Origin of the sequence: Rubrivivax gelatinosus IL144 (assembly GCF_000284255.1) — a bacterium.
In the GTDB taxonomy this organism is placed as follows: domain Bacteria; phylum Pseudomonadota; class Gammaproteobacteria; order Burkholderiales; family Burkholderiaceae_C; genus Rubrivivax; species Rubrivivax gelatinosus_A.
This window is the reverse complement of the sequence record NC_017075.1, coordinates 949,142-965,680: the sequence shown is the minus strand read 5'-3', so window position 1 is coordinate 965,680 and position 16,539 is coordinate 949,142. Positions and strand designations below refer to the sequence as shown.

Sequence of the window (16,539 nt, the reverse complement as noted above, 5' to 3'; positions counted from 1 at the left end):
TATGAACGCCCCCGCAGCCCCGGCCGTCCCGCACATGCCCCCGGCCACGCTGCCCGACGGTGCCGAACTCGTGCTGCGCGTGATGCCGATGCCCGCCGACGCCAACGCCAACGGCGACGTCTTCGGCGGCTGGATCATGGCGCAGGTGGATCTCGCCGGCGCCGTGCTGCCGGCCCGCGTGGCCCGCGGCCGCATCGCGACGGTGGCCGTCAACCAGTTCGTCTTCAAGCAGCCGGTGTCGATCGGCGACCTGCTGAGCTTCTACGCCCACGTCGAACGCATCGGCAACACCTCGGTCACCGTGCATGTCGAGGTCTGGGCCGAACGCAACCCGGCCGACCCGCAGATCGTCAAGGTGACCGAGGCGAACCTGACCTACGTCGCGATCACCGACGACGGCAAGCCGCGCACGATCCCCCGCTGATCAGCCGGGCAGCACCACCCTCACCGCCAGCCCGCCGAGCGTGGCCGAGCGCGTGACCTCGACCTGGGCGTGGTGCAGCGCGACGATGCGCCGCACGATGGACCAGCCCAGGCCGCTGCCGCTGGCGTCCTGGCCGAGCACGCGGAAGAAACGTTCGCCCAGGCGCGCGATGTCGGCCTCGGCCATGCCCGGGCCGCTGTCCTCGACCGTCAGCACGACGGTGCTGCCGTGGCGCGCCAGCGTGGCGCGCACCGTCGCTTCGGCGGGGCTGTAGCGCAGCGCGTTCTCGACCAGGTTGCGGATCAGCACCGACAGCAGCGCCTCGACGCCGTCGACACGCAGGTCGCCGTCGGCTTCCAGCTCCAGCTGCTGGCGGCGCGCGAGCGCCTGCGGCGCCAGCGCCGCGGCCACCCGGCGCGCGACCGCGTCCAGCGCCACCGGCGCCACCGCGGGGGCCTCGCCGCCGGCGTCCAGCCGGGCCAGCGTCAGCAGCTGCTCGACCAGACGCACCGCCCGGTCACAGCCTTCGATCGTCGACTGCAGCGCGTGGCGGCGGCGTTCGCCGTCGGCTTCGCCCAGCGCCACCTGGGCCTGGGTGCGGATCGCGGCGATCGGCGTGCGCAGCTCGTGCGCGGCGTCGGCGGTGAAGCGGCGTTCGGTCTCCATCATCCGGGCGATGCGCCCGAACAGACCGTTGAGCTCGTCGATCATCGGCCGCATCTCGCTGGGCGCGTCGGCCACCTCGACCGGTTTCAGCGCCTGCGGCTCGCGTTCGGCCAGCGTCGCGCCCAGCCGGCGCAGCGGCGCGGTGCCGGTGCGCACCGCCCACCAGACGCCCAGCCCGAGCAACGGCAGGCCCAGCGCCAGCGGCCACAGCGTGCCCCAGAGCAGCGCGTGCAGGATCGAACGGCGCGAGTCCAGGTGTTCGGCGACCAGCACCTGCACGTCGCGGTCGGAGCCGCGGGCGCTGAACATCCGCCAGACCTCGCCGTCGATGCGCACCAGGCCGAAACCGTCGCGGTCCTGGCGCAGCGGCCGTCCGCCCGGGCCCAGGCCGTCGAGCCGGGTCTCGGGCGCGTTGGCCGAGCGCTGCACCAGCCGCCCTTCGTGCCAGACCTGGAAAGCCACGCGCGGCGAGTAGTGGCGCAGCGCGGCGATGCCGAAACGGTCGTCGTCGTCGTGCTCGTGGCGCTGACGCTTGGCTTCGCGTTTGGCGGCGTGGCGCGCGGCGTGCGCGGCGTCGCGGGCTTCGCGCCGGCGCTGCTCGGCAGCACGGTCGCGATGGTCGTCGTCATCGTCGTCGTCCGCGTCCTCGATCGTGCGCACCTGCTGGGCGACGAGCAGCGTCGCGGCCTGCGCGAGGTGGGCGTCGAGCAGTTCGCTCAGCTCGCGCCGCGTGTCGCGGAAGCTGATGGCCAGCGTCGCCAGCCACAGCACGCTGACCAGCCCCAGCACCAGCAGCAGCAGCCGGCCCTGCAGCGAACGCGGCACGAGACGGCGCATCAGGCGGGCAGCAGGTAACCGACGCCGCGCACGGTCTGCACGAGCTCGGCGCCGAGCTTGCGCCGCAGGTGGTGCACGTGCACCTCGACGGCGTTGCTCTCGACCTCGCGGCCCCAGCGGTACAGGTGCTGTTCGAGCTGCTCGCGCGTCAGCACGCGCCCGGCGTTGAGCATCAGCGCATGCAGCAGGTCGAACTCGCGCTGCGACAGCACGACCGGCTCGCCGGCATGCGTGACGGTGCGCGCCGCGGGGTCGAGCACGACCTCGCCGGCGGCCAGCAGGTCCTGCGTCTGGCCGTGGGCGCGGCGGATCAGCGCGCGCAGCCGCGCAGCGAGTTCGTCCAGGTCCACGGGCTTGACGACGTAGTCGTCGGCACCGCCGTCCAGGCCGATGACGCGGTCGCTGACGGCGTCGCGCGCGGTCAGCACCAGCACCGGCAGGCGCACGCCGGCGGCGCGGGTCTCGGCCAGCACCTCCAGGCCGTCCTTGCGCGGCAGGCCCAGGTCCAGCACCGCGGCGGTGTGCACCGCCGAGCGCAGCTCGCGCGACGCGGCCTCGCCGTCGCGCACCCAGTCGACCTGGAAGCCGGCCTGGGAGAGCCCGGCCCGCAGGCCGTCGCCGAGCAGCGGATCGTCTTCGACGAGCAGGATGCGCATGGTGGTGATGCTAGTCCTCGTCGCCGGCGGCAGGGGCGGCCGAAGCCACCGCGCCGTCGTCGGCCGACGCTGCGGCGTCGCGCCACTGCAGCACCCAGAAGCCCAGCACCGCGGCCAGCAGCAGCGCCGCGACGCTGCGCCAGGACGAACGGATGGCCTGCTCGGGCGGCGCGATCTTCAGCCCGTCGACCATGCTGCGCGGCAGGTTCTCGCCGGTCATGCGGCTGGCCAGCAGCACGCCGACGACGTGGGCCACGGCGGTCAGCAGGAAGACGTTGGCCGCGAGCTCGTGCACGCCTTCGACCCATTCGCCGCCGACGTCCTGCTGCAGCGCCCAGCCGCTGGCACCCAGCACCAGGCCCAGCACCAGCAGCACGACGATCGCCAGCGCGCTGGCCGGGTTGTGGCCGACGTGGTGCTCGGGCGTGCGCCGGGCGACGTTCTTCAGGTAGCGCAGCACCGCGCCCGGCCCGGTGACGAAGTCGCCGAAACGCGCGTGGCGCGTGCCGACCAGGCCCCAGACCAGACGCCAGACGATCAGCCCGGCGAGCGTGTAGCCCAGCGTCTCGTGCAGCAGCGCCTGGCGTTCGCTCTCGGAGCTCAGCCAGGCGCCGGCGAAGCAGACGACGATGAGCCCGTGGAACAGGCGCACCGGCAGGTCCCAGACCAGGCGGCGCTGGCGGTCGGTGGAGGTGCTCATTTCGGGATCTTCACGTCGTGTTCTTCGAAGTCGCCCTGCTCGGCGCGCGGGTGGCAGGCGGCGCAGTTGGCCGGGCTGCCGACCGCCTTGCGCTGCCAGACCGAGGGCCGCACCTCGTCGTGCTTGTGCTCGAACCAGGCGCTGCGCGTGATGCGGTCTTCCGGCGGCGCCGTGCGCGCACGGCGGCTGGCGTTGGTGTCCAGCCAGGCGGCGATCGACTTCTGCGTCGCGGCGTCCAGCGAGGCGTCGCTGCCGTAATGCTTGTCCAGGCCGGCCATCACGCGTTTCCAGGACTCGGCCGGCAGCATGCCGGGCGGATAGGCGATGTGGCAGGAGCCGCCGCATTCCTGCTCGTAGGCCGGCAAGGCGGCGACGGCGCCGCGGCGGCCGTCGCGGTCGCCGTGTTCGCGGCGCTCGTGGCGTTCGTGCTCGTCGTCGTCGCCGTGGCGGTGGGCCCAGGCGGCGGCACCGCCGGCCAGGCCGGCGACGAGCAGCGCGGCGGTGGCCAGCGCGACGACTCGGGAAGCAGAAGGTCTCTTCATCGTGGCCTCACTTCAACGTCAGCAGCCAGGCCAGCACGTCGGCCTTCTCGGCCGGGGTGCAGGCGCGTTCGAGCACGTCGTTGCAGTTGCGGCGGAACCACTTCTCGACCTTGGCTTCGTCGCTGAAGCGCTTGGCGTTGGCCGACGGCGCCAGCGGCGCGATCGTGCGTTTGCTGCTGGCGTGGCGGCCTTCGGCGGTGGGGCGCTCGCCGTGGCAGGAAGCGCAGCTCCAGTCGTTGGCGTGGCGCGCGGCGTACCACTGCTGGCCGCGCGCGGCATCGGGCGCGCGGCCGGCTTCGGCGGCGTAGCGCGCGAGCAGGTCGTTGGGCGCAGCCAGCGCCGGGCAGGCCGACAGCACGGCGACGAAGGCGACCGCGGTGGTCGCGACGACGGCGCGCGAGGGCAGGCGGAATCGGCGGGTTCGTGACGGGTGGTTCATGGCAGCTCTCCTTGGAACAGGATGCTGCCGAGGCCGTCTTAGGGTCCTCTTAAGGTCACCGGAGCGCCAAAGAGCGCGGCTAGAATCGCGCCCGCACTCGTCATCGGGGAGTAGCCGCCCTGCCGCCCGGCAGGGGTCCGCGCCAACACGCTTGGCCCTTCACGGGCCATGGTCCGGACAGCTCCCAGCCTGGCAAGACCGTTGACTGCGCCGACTTCCGCATTCGGGCCGGGGTCGCGGCGTGGTCACGTTCCGGTTTGCCGGCCCGCATCGGATTTCCCTTGGAAGCTCTCCTGATCTCCACCGGCGTCGTCGCGCTGGGCGAAATGGGCGACAAGACGCAGCTGCTGGCGATCTTGCTGGCCGCACGCTTCAAGCGCCCGGTGCCCATCATCCTCGGCGTGCTGGTCGCGACCCTGGTCAACCACGCGCTGGCCGGCGTCGTCGGCGACACCGTCGCACGCTGGCTGGGGCCGGACCTGCTGCGCTGGGTCATCGGCGGCAGCTTCCTGGCGATGGCGGTCTGGATGCTGATCCCCGACGAGGTCGACGAGGTCGAAGGCGGCACCGGGCGTTTCGGCGTCTTCGGCACGACGGTGATCGCGTTCTTCCTCGCCGAGATGGGCGACAAGACGCAGATCGCCACCGTCGCGCTGGCGGCACGGTTCACGGACCTGTGGGCGGTGGTCGCCGGCACCACCTTCGGGATGATGCTGGCCAACGTGCCGGCGGTCTTCCTCGGCGACCGTGTCAGCCGCCTGGTGCCGATGCGCGTCGTGCACGCGATCAGCGCCACGATCTTCGCGGTGCTGGGCGTGCTGACGCTGCTGAACGTCGGCAGCTTCTTCTGAGTCAGTCGATGAAGAAGTCGGGGATGAACTGCTTGGTGCCCGGCGTCACGGCATAGCCGTCCAGGTCGGTCACGCCGTTGGCGGCCAGCAGCTCGTCGTCGATGAAGAAGTTGCCGGTCGTCGCCTTGGCGTCGCTGGTCAGGATGAACCAGGCCGCGTCGGCCAGGATCTCGGGCTTGCGGCAGAGCTTGACGTCCACGCCCGGGATCATCTGCAGCGCCGCGGTGGCGATCGCGGTGCGCGGCCACAGGCTGTTGACGGCGATGCCCAGCGGGCGGAACTCGCCGGCGTGGCCCAGCGTGCACTCGCTCATGCCGTACTTGGCCATCGTGTAGGCGACGTGGCCCTTGAACCAGTGCTCCTTCATCGAAAGCGGCGGGCTCATGTTCAGCACGTGCGGGTTGCGCCCGGCGCGTGCGCTGGCGGTCAGCGCCGGCAGACAGGCCTGGGTGCAGGCGTAGGTGCCGCGCACGTTGACGCCGAACATCAGGTCGAAGCGCTTCATAGGCGTCGCCGCCGTCGGCGTCAGGCTGATCGCGCTGGCGTTGTTGACCAGGATGTCGATGCCGCCGAAACGCTCGATGGCCGCCGCCACCGCGGCGGCGACGGCGGCGTCGTCGCGGATGTCGGTCGGCACGGCCAGCGCCTGGCCACCGGCGGCACGCACCTGCTCGGCGGCCTCGTGCACGGTGCCGGGCAGCTTGGGGTTGGGGTCGCTGGTCTTGGCGACGAGCACGACGTTGGCGCCGTCGCGTGCCGCGCGAAGCGCGATCGCCAGGCCGATGCCCCGGCTGGCGCCGGTGATGAACAGCGTGCGGCCCTGCAGGCTGCGGGTTTCGCTCATGCGGTCGTCTCCTCATTCTTTCTGATGGCCGGCCAGACGCGGCTGGCGACGTGTTCAGCGATGACGGCGGCGCAATAGCGGTACGCCGGCTCGCCGGGATGGAAACCGTCGACCGCCATGACCTGGGGCTCGAGCTGCAGCCCCATGTCGACCCGCGACACGCCCGGGTAGGCCGCGGCCCAGCGCTCCAGTGCACGGTCGTGGCGCACCGCCTCGCTGCCGGCGCACCAGCGCAGCGGCTGCGGCAGGCCGGGGAACTGGTGCACCGGCGGCAGCGCGGCGAAAGCGACGTGGCGCACGTGCAGCGCGCCGCGCAGCCAGTCGGCCAGGCGCTCGCGCGCGGTGATCGCGTGGTGCAGCGGCACGCGGTCGACGATGTCGTTGACGCCGGTGACGACGACGGCGACGTCGAAGCTCGGCAGGTCCTCGCGCTGCAGCAGGTGCAGGGTCTGCGCGGTGGTCAGGCCCGAACGCGCGACCAGGCGCCACTCGACCTGGGCTTGGGCGCGTTCGGCAACGAACTCGGCCAGCGGGTGGGCCAGCGCCGAGCGCTGGTGGCCGACGCCAACGCCGGCCGCCGACGAGTCGCCGGTGATCAGCAGCCGCATTCGCGGCCCCTCGCCGCAGACCCCGTGTCGTTCGCCGTCGGCCTCAGGCAGCTTGGGCATTCGCTGGCGGGTGTGCACGGCCTGGGCCAGCAGCAGCGGGGTCAGCATCAGCGTCACGGCACGGGACATGGTCAGCTCCTTCCGAAGGACGGTGGACGGGGTCAACGCGGGGATTCGCGGCGGGCTAAAACTCCTGGCAAGGCGCCACGCGGGCGCCGGTTCGGTCACGACACACGATGCGAAGCGCGTGCCAGACCGGGAATCGGTTCGAGGGGGGCGCCGCCGCACGGGGGCGCCCCGCGGGTCAGAACTTGCTGAAGTCGGGCTTGCGCTTCTGGAAGAAGGCCTGGAAGGCCTCCATCGCCTCGGGGCTGCGCAGCCGGCGCGTGAAACGCTCGCCTTCGGTGCGCATCGCTTCGAGCACGGCGTTGCGCTGCGGGCCACGCAGCAGCTGCTTGCTCTCGCGCACGGCGCCCGGCGGCAGCGCGTTGAAACGCTCCGCGACGCGGCGCGCGTGAGCGACCACTTCGCCGGCCGGCAGCACGGCGTTGGCGATGCCGCACTCCACCGCCTGCTCGGGCGTGAAGGCATCGCCGAGCAGCAGCTTCTCGGCCGCGCGAGCGTGGCCCATCAGCTGCGGCACCATCAGGCTGGACGCGAACTCGGGCACCAGCCCCAGGCTGGTGAACGGCATCGCCAGCCGCGCCTCGTCGCTGACGTAGACGAAGTCGCAGTGCAGCAGCATCGTCGTGCCGATGCCGATGGCCGCGCCGGTGACGGCGGCGACGACCGGCTTGTCGCAGTTCAGCAGCGCGCGCATGAAGCGGAACACCGGCGAGTCCATCGCCTCGGGGCCCTCGGCGGGCGGCCGCGCCATGAAGTCCTCGATGTCGTTGCCCGAGGTGAAGATCCCCGGCTGGCCGGTGATCAGCACCGCGCGCACGGCCGGGTCGGCGACCGCGGCTTCCAGTGCCGCGGCCATCGCCTCGTACATCGCGATCGTCAGCGCGTTCTTCTTCTCGGGGCGTGCGATCTCGATCGTCGCGACGCCCGCGAGCGTGGCGGTCTTGATGCTCATGCGTGTCTCCTGTCTGGTGGCCGCGCCGCCCGCGGCGCGACCCGGGGCGAACAGCCTTGCAGGCCGCGCCGGGCCAGTGGCCCGGCCCTTCGCCTGGCGCGACCGGTCCAGTGGACCGGTCGCGTCCCGGCTCAGCAGCGTTCGAGGATACCGGCGGCGCCCTGCCCCATGCCGATGCACATCGTCACCATGCCGTACTTGAGCTGCTTGCGGCGCAGCGCGTGCACGACGGTGGCGGCGCGGATCGCGCCGGTGGCGCCCAGCGGGTGGCCGAGCGCGATCGCGCCGCCCATCGGGTTGACCTTGGCGCGGTCGAGCTTGAGCGAATCGATCACCGCCAGCGACTGCGCGGCGAAGGCTTCGTTCAGCTCGATCCAGTCGAGGTCGTCCTGGCTGAGGCCGGCCGCCCGCAGCGCCGCCGGGATGGCCTCGATCGGGCCGATGCCCATGATCTCCGGCGGCACGCCGCGCACGGCGAAGCTGACGAAACGCGCCAGCGGCTTCAGGTCGAAGGTCTTCAGCGCCTTCTCGCTGCAGACGATCAGCGCGCCGGCGCCGTCGCTGGTCTGCGAGCTGTTGCCGGCGGTCACGCTGCCCTTGGCGGCGAACACCGGCTTCAGCTTGGCCAGGCCTTCGAGCGAGGTGTCGCGGCGGGCGCCTTCGTCGAGCGCGACGGTGCGCGTCTTCGTGATCACCTGGCCGGTGGCCAGGTCGGGCTGGCGGTCGTAGACGGTGACCGGGGTCATTTCGTCGGCGAACTCGCCGGCGTCCATCGCGCGGATCGCACGCTGATGCGACTCGAGCGCGAACGCGTCCTGGGCCTCGCGGCCGACCTTCCACTGCTGGGCGACCTTCTCCGCCGTCAGGCCCATGCCGTAGGCGATGCCGATGTTCTCGTCCTTGGCGAAGACCTCGGGGTTGAAGCTCGGCTTGTTGCCGCCCATCGGCACCAGGCTCATGCTCTCGGCGCCACCGGCGATCATCACGTCGGCCTCGCCGACGCGGATGCGGTCGGCGGCCATCTGCAGCGCGGTGATGCCGCTGGCGCAGAAGCGGTTGACGGTGACGCCGCCCACCGAGTGCGGCAGCCCGGCGAGCACCATCGCGGCACGCGCCATGTTCATGCCCTGCTCGCCTTCGGGGAAGCTGCAGCCGATGACCGCGTCTTCGATGGCCTTCGGGTCCAGCGAGGGCACCTGCGACAGCGCGTGGCGCACCGCGGCGACCAGCAGGTCGTCGGGCCGCGTGTTCTTGAAATAGCCGCGGCCGGACTTGCCGATCGGGGTGCGCGTGGCGGCGACGATGTAGGCGTCTTGAACTTGCTTGCTCATGGTCGATTCCTTCGTCGTGCCGTTCAGTTCCGGACCGGCTTGCCCGTTTGGAGCATGCCCATGATGCGTTCCTGGGTCTTGGGGTTGTCCAGCAGCGAGCAGAAGCGCTCGCGCTCCATCGTCATCAGGTACTCCTCGGTCACCAGCGAGCCGGCGTCGACGTCGCCGCCGCAGCAGACCTCGGCGATCAGCGTCGCGATGTGGAAGTCGTGCGCGCTGATGAAGCCGCCGTCACGCATGTTGGCGAGCTGGCCCTTGATCGTCGCCAGCGCGTTGCGGCCTGCCGCCGGGAAGGCCACCTTCGCCGGCGCGCGCCAGCCGCTGTCGGCCATCGCCTTGGCCTGGGCCGTGGCGACGTACAGCAGCTCGTCCTTGTTCGGCACGATGACGTCGCCGTCGATCAGGTAGCCGAGCTTGCGCGACTCGATGGCGCTGGTGCCGACCTTGGCCATCGCGGCGTTGGTGAAGCCGTCGGTCAGGAACTTCAGGATGTCGGCGTTGGCGTTGCCGGCCGAGGCCATCTGCGCGGCGCGGCGCGCGATGTAGGTCAGGCCGCCGCCCGCCGGCAGCAGGCCGACACCGACCTCGACCAGGCCGACGTAGGTTTCCATCGCCGCGACGCGGCGCGAGGCGTAGACCGACAGCTCGCAGCCGCCGCCCAGCGCCAGGCCGCGCATCGCCGCGACCACCGGCACCTGCGCGTAGCGCATCTTCAGCACCGCGTCCTGCAGCTTCTTGACCTCGGGCGCGATGCCCTTGGAGCCGGACTTCATGAACACCGGCAGCATCGATTCCAGGTTGGCGCCGGCCGAGAACACGTCGTCCGGCGACCAGATCACCAGCGCCTTGTAGCCGGCTTCGGCGAGTTCGATGGCCTTCACCAGGCCCTCGGTCACCGCCTGGCTGATCAGGTGCAGCTTGCAGGTGATGCTGAGGATCAGCACCTCGCCGTCGAGCGTCCAGACGCGCACGTCTTCATTGCGGAAGACCTCGGTGCCGGATTCGAGCGCGGCCTTGGCGCCCGAGCCGAGCACGTTCTCCGGGAAGTGCTGACGGCCGTAGACCGCCAGCGCGCTGCGCGGCACGAAGGCCTGGCGCGACGGGCTCCACGACCCGGCGGCGGTGTGCACGCCGCCGGCCTCGGCGACCGGGCCCTCGAAGACCCAGGCCGGCAGCGGCGCCGACGACAGCGCCTTGCCTGCTTCGATGTCGGCCTTGACCCATTCGGCGACCTGCTTCCAGCCGGCGGCCTGCCAGAGCTCGAACGGGCCCTGCTGCATGCCGAAGCCCCAGCGCATCGCGAAGTCGACGTCGCGCGCGTTGTCGGCGATCGCTTCCAGATGCACCGCGGCGTAGTGGAAGGCGTCGCGCAGGATGGCCCACAGGAACTGCGCCTGCGCATTGCTGCTCTCGCGCAGCAGCTTCAGACGGTCGGCCGGCGCCTTCTTCAGCATGCGCGCGACGATCTCGTCGGCCTTGCCGGTGGACGGCACGTACTCGCCGCTGGCGAAGTCCAGCCGCAGGATGGTCTTGCCGTCCTTGCGGTAGAAGCCGGCGCCCGACTTCTGCCCCAGCGCGCCCTTGTCGATCAGCGCCTTGAGGACCGGCGGCGTCGCGTAGCTGGGGTAGAAAGGGTCCTCGGCGAGGTTGTCCTGCAGCGTCTTGATGACGTGCGCCATCGTGTCCAGGCCGACCACGTCCGCGGTGCGGAAGGTGCCCGAGCTGGCGCGGCCGAGCTTCTTGCCGGTCAGGTCGTCGACGACCTCGACCGAGAGGCCGAACTTCTCGGCTTCGTGGATCGTCGCCAGCATGCCGGCGATGCCGACGCGGTTGGCAATGAAGTTCGGCGTGTCCTTGGCGCGAACGACGCCCTTGCCGACCGCGGTGGTGACGAAGGCCTCGAGCTGGTCCAGCACCTCGGGCTGCGTCGCCGGGGTGGCGATCAGCTCGACGAGGTACATGTAGCGCGGCGGGTTGAAGAAGTGGATGCCGCAGAAGCGCGGACGGATCGATTCCGGCAGCGCCTCGGCGAGCTTGGTGATCGACAGGCCCGAGGTGTTGCTGGCGACGATGGCGTGCGGCGCCAGCGAGCCGGCGATCTTTTCGTACAGCGCCAGCTTCCAGTCCATGCGCTCGGCGATGGCCTCGATGACGAGGTCGCATTCGGCGAGCAGGTGCAGGTGCTCCTCGTAGTTGGCCTGGACGATGCGCGCGGCGTCCTCGGGCACGCCCAGCGGCGCGGGCTTCAACTTCTTCAGGCCGTCGACGGCCTTGGTGACGACGCCGTTCTTCGGGCCTTCCTTGGCCGGCAGGTCGAACAGCACGACCGGCACGTTGACGTTGACCAGATGGGCGGCGATCTGCGCGCCCATCACGCCGGCGCCGAGCACGGCGACCTTGCGGACGTGGAATCGATTCACGGAATGCTCCTGGTTGGTATTCATTCGACCCGCTGCCAGGTCTGGTTGCGATAGAAGGGGCCGATGAAGCCGCGCACCTCGAGCGTCTTGCCGCCGTCCTTGGGCGTCAGGCGCACGCGGTAGCTCTTGCCGTTGTTCGGGTCGAGGATCGTGCCGCCGTCCCAGTAGGGCTCGTCGGCGTTCTTGCGCACGTTCTCGATGATCGTCATGCCCAGCACCGGCTGGCCCTTGCGGGCGTCGCTGCACTTGTCGCACTTGGCGTCCTGCTTGGACGGATCGAGCAGCTTCTCGATGCGCCCGCCGAAGACGCCGGCGTTGTCGACGATGCGCACCAGCGACTTCTCCTTGCCGGTCTCGTCGTCGATCGTGCGCCACAGGCCCTGCGGCGTGGCCTGGGCCATCGCCGCCGAGGTGGCGGCGGCCAGCGCCAGGGCGATCCAGCTTCGCTTGTGCATGCCTTGTCTCCTTCGTTGTCGCGGGCCGCGCGCGGCCCGCCGGGGGCTCAGAACAGCGACTCGTCCATCGCCATCAGCGCATCGGAACCCGAACGCGCCGTGCGGATCAGGGCGGCGGTCTCGGGCAGCAGCTTGGCGAAGTAGAAGCGCGCGGTGTGCAGCTTGGCGGTGTAGAACGGGTCGCCCGAGCCCTGCTTCTCCAGCGCCACCTTGGCCATGCGCGCCCAGAAGTAGGCGAACACGAGGTGGCCGCAGACGCGCAGGTAGTCGACCGCGGCGGCACCGACCTCGTCGGTGTTGCGCATCGCCTTCATGCCGAGTTCGGTCGTCAGCTTGGTGACCTTGTCGCCCAGGTCGGCCAGCGGGTTGACGAACTCCTGCATCGCCTCGTTGACGCCTTCTTCCTCGATGAACTCGGCGACGATCTTGCCGAACTTCTTCAGCTTCTTGCCGTTGTCGCCCAGCACCTTGCGGCCCAGCAGGTCCAGCGACTGCACGGTGTTCGTGCCCTCGTAGATCATGTTGATGCGCGCGTCGCGCACGAACTGCTCGATGCCGCTGTCGCGGATGTAGCCGTGGCCGCCGTAGACCTGCATGCAGTGCGAGGTCGCGATCCAGGCGTTGTCGGTCATGAAGGCCTTGACGATCGCCGTCAGCAGCGCCACCAGATCGGCGCATTCGGCGCGTTCGTCCTCGTCGTCCGAGGCGATCTCGCGGTCGAGCAGCAGCGCGGTGTACAGCGCCAGCGCGCGGCCGCCTTCGGCGTAGGCGCGCGCGGTCAGCAGCATCTTGCGCACGTCGGGGTGCACGATGATCGGGTCGGCCGGCTTGTCCGGCGCCTTCGGGCCGGTGAGGCTGCGCATCTGGATGCGGTCCTTGGCGTAGGCCACGGCCATCTGGTAGGCCGTCTCGGTCAGGCCCAGGGCCTGGCAGCCGACGCCCAGGCGGGCGGCGTTCATCATCACGAACATCGCCTGCAGGCCGCGGTTGGGCTCGCCGACCAGCGTGCCGGAGGCCGCTTCCAGCGTCAGCTGGCAGGTGGCGTTGCCGTGGATGCCCATCTTGTGCTCGACGGCGGTGCAGAAGATGCCGTTGCGCTCGCCGATCGAGCCGTCGGCCGCGACCTTGTACTTGGGCACGACGAACAGCGAGATGCCCTTGCTGCCGGCCGGCGCGTCCGGCAGACGGGCCAGCACCAGGTGCACGATGTTCGAGGTGATGTCGTGCTCGCCGGCGGAGATGAAGATCTTCTGGCCGGTGATCTTGTAGGTGCCGTCGGGCTGCGGCTCGGCCTTGGTGCGCAGCATGCCCAGGTCGGTGCCGCAATGCGGCTCGGTCAGGCACATCGTGCCGGTCCACTCGCCGCTGGTCAGCTTGGGCAGGTAGGTGTTCTTCTGCCACTCGGTGCCGTGCGCGCTCAGGCACTCGTAGGCGCCGTGCGACAGGCCGGGATACATCGTCCAGGCCTGGTTGGCCGAGTTCAGCATCTCGTACAGGCACTGGTTCAGCAGCACCGGCAGGCCCTGGCCGCCGAAGGCCGGGTCGCAGCTCAGGCTGGGCCAGCCGCCTTCGACGTACTGCTCGTAGGCCTGCTTGAAGCCCTTGGGCGTGCGCACCTCGTGCGTGGCGGTGTCCAGCGTGCAGCCTTCGGCGTCGCCGCTGGCGTTCAGCGGCGCGGCCACGCCGGCGGCGAACTTGCCGGCCTCCTCGATGACGGCGTTGATCGTGTCGGCGTCGATCTCGGCGTGACGCGGCAGCTGCTGCAGCGTCGAGGTGACGTCGAGCACTTCGTGCATGACGAACTGCAGGTCGCGAAGCGGCGGGGTGTAGGACATGGGAACGCTCCTGGAGAGGAAGGGCGAGACGGGGAGTTCAGGTCCGCGATTCGGGGGCCGGCTGGGGCTGCCAGTCGGCGACGAGGCGCTCGAAACCGCGCCGCGCGCGGTCGAGCACCCCGGTGTTGCGCAGCAGCCGGGCGTCGTGGTGCAGCGCGAGGATCAGGCCGTGCATCTCGAACAAGAGCTGCGACGGATCGGTTTCAGGGCGCAGATGGCCTTCCTCGACGGCCATCGCGATCGCACGCTGCAGCGCCAGATGCCAGGCGCGCACCATCGAGACGAGCGCGTCGCGCACCGGGCCGGGCCGGTCGTCGAACTCGACCGCGCCGCTGATGTAGATGCAGCCCGAATCCAGCTCGACCGAGACGCGGCGGATCCAGCGTTCGAACAGCGCGCGCAGCCGCGGCAGGCCGCGGCCTTCGGCCATCGAAGGAAAGAAGACCTCTTCCTCGAAACGCGTGTGGTATTCGCGGATCACCGAGATCTGCAGCTCTTCGCGCGAGCCGAAGTGGGCGAACACGCCCGACTTGCTCATCTGCATCATCTCGGCGAGCGTGCCGATCGACAGCCCCTCCAGCCCCATGTGCGAGGCGAGGCCGAGCGCCGCGTCGAGGATCGCGGCCCGGGTCTGCTGACCCTTTTGCAGCGATTTCGCCGACGGCTGGCGGGAGGTAGTGGAAGAGGCCAAGTTTTGATGGGCAAAAAATCGAACGGTCGTTCTATTTTGCCGACTCGGGCTTGAGCCGACCAGGGATTGGGGCCATTGCTTCGGGAAAGTCCCTAGAGGTGCGGGACGCCTCGCTGCCTGTCATCAAAGCGAGGTTGCGGCAGGCACGGATCTTGTTTACTCTGCCTGTTCATGGATGTGCTGCAACTCGATGTTTCGGGTCGGCCACAGGCGTGGATCACGCCTCGCGAGGCCGCGGTCCTCTATGCCAGCGACGGAATCGCCTGGACGCTGGGCAAGGCCTTCCAGGTGCTGCGAGGCGGCATCCAGCGCGCCACCGGGCTGCAGTCGCGCATCGAGGTGCACCCCATCATCGCGGTGCGCGGCGCGATCCCCAGCCGCGCCTGGCGGCACACGCCGGCGATCACCAACCACAAGCTGTTCGTTCGCGACCGCGGCATCTGCGCCTACTGCGGCGGCCACTTCGCCTTCGACGAGCTGACGCGCGAGCACATCGTGCCGGTCTCGCGCGGCGGCGTGGACAGCTGGATGAACTGCATCACCGCCTGCCGCGCCTGCAACGGCCACAAGGCCGACCGCCTGCCCGAGGAAGCGCGCATGGCGCTGCTGTACCTGCCCTACGTGCCCAGCCTGCACGAGGACATGATCCTGCGCGGCCGGCGCATCGTCGCCGATCAGATGGACTTCCTGCTCGCCTCGGTGCCCCGCAGCAGCCGGCTGCACGGCTGAACCCGCGCCTGCAACGATTCTTTACCGCTGCCCGGGTCCGCCCGGGTGCCGGCTTTCCGGCACCATCGGCCTGTCAACGCCAGCCGACCGGCGGCGTTGGACTGATCTGAGGAGGGTTCCCCCATGAAGCGCATGATCGCCGCTGCCGCCGTGCTGGCACTGGCGGCCTGTTCCACCACCAGCCCCGACGTCATCAGCCCGGGCGACGCACAACGCATGAGCACCGTGATCGACGCGACCGTGCTGTCGACGCGCCCGGTGGTCGTCGAAGGCCAGCAAAGCGGCATCGGCGGCGTCAGCGGCGGCGTGATCGGCGGCATCGCCGGCTCCAGCGTCGGCGGCCGGCGCGAGAGCGTCGCCGTCGGCGTGCTCGGCGCGGTGGCCGGCGCCGTCGTCGGCAACGCGGCCGAACGCATGGGCACGCGCGAGGACGCGGTCGAGATCCTCGTGCAGTTGAAGAGCGGTGAACGCCGCGCGATCGTCCAGGCCAAGGGTAACGAGACCTTGCAGCCGGGCGACCCGGTGATCATCGTCACCACCGGCGGCAAGGTCCGCGTGACGAAGGCGCCGCAGGTCACGCGCACGCCGTAACACCCGCCGGGCGACGCGCCGCCGGCTCAGGCCAGCATCTGCGGCAGGTCGGCGAAGCTGTTCGCCACCGGCACGATGTCGATCGCGCGGCCGAGCTGGCGCTCGATCTGCGAGCGCGAGACGATTCCGCGCAGGCGCGGCGGCACGCCCGGGCCGCCGCCGTCGACCACCAGCAGGTGGTTGCGCCCGACTCGCTGCAGCGTCGCCACCAGCTGGCCGACGCGGGCGCCGTTGAGGCGGGCGAAGTCGATCGCGTCGAGCTTGGAGCGCGGCGTCATCGCGTCGCCGACGGTGATTTCGGCCCAGCGCAGCCCCCGCTCCTGCACCAGCCGCAGCGCGCGCTCGCCGCGCAGGTCGGTGGTCGTGATCAGGCCTTCGATGCCGGGCCACTCCGAGACGACGAACAGCAGGCGCACGCCCTGGAAGATCATCGTCTGCTCGGCCTGGCGCAGCGAGGCGCCGGGCGTGATCGTCGCCGCCTTCACCTGCGTCAGGTCGGTCATCACCGACACCGCCGCCGAGTCCAGCGTCACCGGGAAGGTCTGCCAGGGCTGGGCCTGCGCCAGCACGGCGCCGGTGTCCAGGCTGCGGGTGGACAGGGCGGTCTCCAGGCTCATGGTCAGCTCCGCACGCGTTCCGACCCGGTCAAGGTACGCCGTCGTCGGGCGCGGCGACAGCAAGGATTCCCGCCCGCCCCACGTGACATCCATCAAGCCGCCGATCAGCGTTCCGACCGAGGGTCGGTTGCGATTTATCCAAATCCGAGTAAAGCGTGGATTTGCGGCGCGATCTTCGTCACGTTCCGGGGCCGGTCGTCAAAAAACGCATGAAGTAAATCAAGG

18 protein-coding genes and 1 riboswitch are annotated in these 16,539 nt (G+C 70.6%); of the genes, 4 read left to right on the top strand and 14 right to left on the bottom strand.

The features are described 5' to 3' along the window. The first annotated feature begins 1 nt into the window (after position 1). Positions 2 to 424 (top strand): acyl-CoA thioesterase, encoded by a 423-nt coding sequence (locus RGE_RS04560; RefSeq protein ID WP_014427141.1) that lies wholly within the window; start codon positions 2 to 4, stop codon positions 422 to 424. Here RGE_RS04560 and RGE_RS04555 read toward each other — a convergent pair whose 3' ends face one another. The 5 genes from RGE_RS04555 to RGE_RS04535 are packed head-to-tail and all read right to left on the bottom strand — an operon-like array spanning position 425 to position 4,264. Next, the gene (locus tag RGE_RS04555; RefSeq protein ID WP_014427140.1) at positions 425 to 1,927 is read right to left on the bottom strand and encodes an ATP-binding protein; all 1,503 of its coding nucleotides are present in this window, start codon (positions 1,925 to 1,927) and stop codon (positions 425 to 427) included. After that, positions 1,927 to 2,583, bottom strand: coding sequence for a winged helix-turn-helix domain-containing protein (locus RGE_RS04550; protein WP_014427139.1), 657 nt, complete (start codon positions 2,581 to 2,583; stop codon positions 1,927 to 1,929). Before RGE_RS04550 ends, RGE_RS04555 begins: the two co-directional genes overlap by 1 nt. A 10-nt stretch (positions 2,584 to 2,593) precedes the next feature. After that, positions 2,594 to 3,283 (bottom strand): cytochrome b/b6 domain-containing protein, encoded by a 690-nt coding sequence (locus tag RGE_RS04545; protein ID WP_014427138.1) that lies wholly within the window; start codon positions 3,281 to 3,283, stop codon positions 2,594 to 2,596. After that, a complete protein-coding gene (locus RGE_RS04540; protein ID WP_014427137.1) occupies positions 3,280 to 3,825 on the bottom strand; it encodes a diheme cytochrome c in 546 nt (181 codons plus the stop codon). The genes RGE_RS04545 and RGE_RS04540 overlap by 4 nt, the downstream gene beginning before the upstream one ends. 7 nt (positions 3,826 to 3,832) lie before the next feature. Then, on the bottom strand, positions 3,833 to 4,264 hold the full coding sequence (locus RGE_RS04535) for a DUF1924 domain-containing protein (RefSeq protein WP_014427136.1): 432 nt from the start codon (positions 4,262 to 4,264) through the stop codon (positions 3,833 to 3,835). Positions 4,265 to 4,357: 93 nt separating this feature from the next. After that, a riboswitch (yybP-ykoY riboswitch) is annotated at positions 4,358 to 4,533 on the top strand. Between the two features lie 12 nt (positions 4,534 to 4,545). On the opposite strand from RGE_RS04535, the gene RGE_RS04530 reads away from it, so the two are divergent. Next, complete coding sequence (locus RGE_RS04530) at positions 4,546 to 5,115, top strand: TMEM165/GDT1 family protein (protein ID WP_014427134.1); 570 nt, start codon at positions 4,546 to 4,548, stop codon at positions 5,113 to 5,115. 1 nt (position 5,116) lies between these two features. Here RGE_RS04530 and RGE_RS04525 read toward each other — a convergent pair whose 3' ends face one another. From RGE_RS04525 to RGE_RS04490, 8 genes are all read right to left on the bottom strand, one after another. Further along, positions 5,117 to 5,959: an SDR family oxidoreductase gene (locus RGE_RS04525; RefSeq protein WP_014427133.1), complete on the bottom strand. Its 843-nt coding sequence runs from the start codon at positions 5,957 to 5,959 to the stop codon at positions 5,117 to 5,119. Then, complete coding sequence (locus RGE_RS04520; RefSeq protein WP_014427132.1) at positions 5,956 to 6,696, bottom strand: SGNH/GDSL hydrolase family protein; 741 nt, start codon at positions 6,694 to 6,696, stop codon at positions 5,956 to 5,958. Before RGE_RS04520 ends, RGE_RS04525 begins: the two co-directional genes overlap by 4 nt. Positions 6,697 to 6,871: 175 nt before the next feature. Continuing rightward, positions 6,872 to 7,645 (bottom strand): enoyl-CoA hydratase, encoded by a 774-nt coding sequence (locus RGE_RS04515; protein WP_014427131.1) that lies wholly within the window; start codon positions 7,643 to 7,645, stop codon positions 6,872 to 6,874. A gap of 131 nt (positions 7,646 to 7,776) precedes the next feature. After that, on the bottom strand, positions 7,777 to 8,976 hold the full coding sequence (locus RGE_RS04510) for an acetyl-CoA C-acyltransferase (protein ID WP_014427130.1): 1,200 nt from the start codon (positions 8,974 to 8,976) through the stop codon (positions 7,777 to 7,779). Positions 8,977 to 8,999: 23 nt separating this feature from the next. Then, positions 9,000 to 11,396 (bottom strand): 3-hydroxyacyl-CoA dehydrogenase/enoyl-CoA hydratase family protein, encoded by a 2,397-nt coding sequence (locus tag RGE_RS04505; RefSeq protein WP_014427129.1) that lies wholly within the window; start codon positions 11,394 to 11,396, stop codon positions 9,000 to 9,002. Positions 11,397 to 11,416: 20 nt separating this feature from the next. Next, entirely contained in the window at positions 11,417 to 11,851 is a 435-nt protein-coding gene (locus tag RGE_RS04500) for a DUF2147 domain-containing protein (RefSeq protein ID WP_014427128.1), read from the bottom strand. A 47-nt stretch (positions 11,852 to 11,898) separates the two neighbouring features. After that, positions 11,899 to 13,686 (bottom strand): acyl-CoA dehydrogenase C-terminal domain-containing protein, encoded by a 1,788-nt coding sequence (locus RGE_RS04495; RefSeq protein WP_014427127.1) that lies wholly within the window; start codon positions 13,684 to 13,686, stop codon positions 11,899 to 11,901. 37 nt (positions 13,687 to 13,723) lie between these two features. Continuing rightward, a complete protein-coding gene (locus RGE_RS04490; RefSeq protein ID WP_014427126.1) occupies positions 13,724 to 14,377 on the bottom strand; it encodes a TetR/AcrR family transcriptional regulator in 654 nt (217 codons plus the stop codon). A 171-nt stretch (positions 14,378 to 14,548) separates the two neighbouring features. Here RGE_RS04490 and RGE_RS04485 point away from each other — a divergent pair, with 171 nt between their 5' ends. Together RGE_RS04485 and RGE_RS04480 are read left to right on the top strand one after the other, a co-directional pair. Continuing rightward, entirely contained in the window at positions 14,549 to 15,106 is a 558-nt protein-coding gene (locus RGE_RS04485; RefSeq protein ID WP_014427125.1) for an HNH endonuclease, read from the top strand. A 123-nt stretch (positions 15,107 to 15,229) separates the two neighbouring features. Beyond that, complete coding sequence (locus RGE_RS04480; RefSeq protein WP_014427124.1) at positions 15,230 to 15,697, top strand: outer membrane lipoprotein; 468 nt, start codon at positions 15,230 to 15,232, stop codon at positions 15,695 to 15,697. A gap of 26 nt (positions 15,698 to 15,723) precedes the next feature. Here RGE_RS04480 and RGE_RS04475 read toward each other — a convergent pair whose 3' ends face one another. Next, the gene (locus tag RGE_RS04475) at positions 15,724 to 16,314 is read right to left on the bottom strand and encodes a CBS domain-containing protein (RefSeq protein WP_014427123.1); all 591 of its coding nucleotides are present in this window, start codon (positions 16,312 to 16,314) and stop codon (positions 15,724 to 15,726) included. Between the last annotated feature and the right edge of the window lie 225 nt (positions 16,315 to 16,539).

Coding starts and splice junctions, on each gene's coding strand:
- RGE_RS04560 (WP_014427141.1), top strand. CDS start 2: ATGAACGCCCCCGCAGCCCCGGCCGTCCCGCACATGCCCCCGGCCACG.
- RGE_RS04555 (WP_014427140.1), bottom strand. CDS start 1,927: ATGCGCCGTCTCGTGCCGCGTTCGCTGCAGGGCCGGCTGCTGCTGCTG.
- RGE_RS04550 (WP_014427139.1), bottom strand. CDS start 2,583: ATGCGCATCCTGCTCGTCGAAGACGATCCGCTGCTCGGCGACGGCCTG.
- RGE_RS04545 (WP_014427138.1), bottom strand. CDS start 3,283: ATGAGCACCTCCACCGACCGCCAGCGCCGCCTGGTCTGGGACCTGCCG.
- RGE_RS04540 (WP_014427137.1), bottom strand. CDS start 3,825: ATGAAGAGACCTTCTGCTTCCCGAGTCGTCGCGCTGGCCACCGCCGCG.
- RGE_RS04535 (WP_014427136.1), bottom strand. CDS start 4,264: ATGAACCACCCGTCACGAACCCGCCGATTCCGCCTGCCCTCGCGCGCC.
- RGE_RS04525 (WP_014427133.1), bottom strand. CDS start 5,959: ATGAGCGAAACCCGCAGCCTGCAGGGCCGCACGCTGTTCATCACCGGC.
- RGE_RS04520 (WP_014427132.1), bottom strand. CDS start 6,696: ATGTCCCGTGCCGTGACGCTGATGCTGACCCCGCTGCTGCTGGCCCAG.
- RGE_RS04515 (WP_014427131.1), bottom strand. CDS start 7,645: ATGAGCATCAAGACCGCCACGCTCGCGGGCGTCGCGACGATCGAGATC.
- RGE_RS04510 (WP_014427130.1), bottom strand. CDS start 8,976: ATGAGCAAGCAAGTTCAAGACGCCTACATCGTCGCCGCCACGCGCACC.
- RGE_RS04500 (WP_014427128.1), bottom strand. CDS start 11,851: ATGCACAAGCGAAGCTGGATCGCCCTGGCGCTGGCCGCCGCCACCTCG.
- RGE_RS04495 (WP_014427127.1), bottom strand. CDS start 13,686: ATGTCCTACACCCCGCCGCTTCGCGACCTGCAGTTCGTCATGCACGAA.
- RGE_RS04485 (WP_014427125.1), top strand. CDS start 14,549: ATGGATGTGCTGCAACTCGATGTTTCGGGTCGGCCACAGGCGTGGATC.
- RGE_RS04480 (WP_014427124.1), top strand. CDS start 15,230: ATGAAGCGCATGATCGCCGCTGCCGCCGTGCTGGCACTGGCGGCCTGT.
- RGE_RS04475 (WP_014427123.1), bottom strand. CDS start 16,314: ATGAGCCTGGAGACCGCCCTGTCCACCCGCAGCCTGGACACCGGCGCC.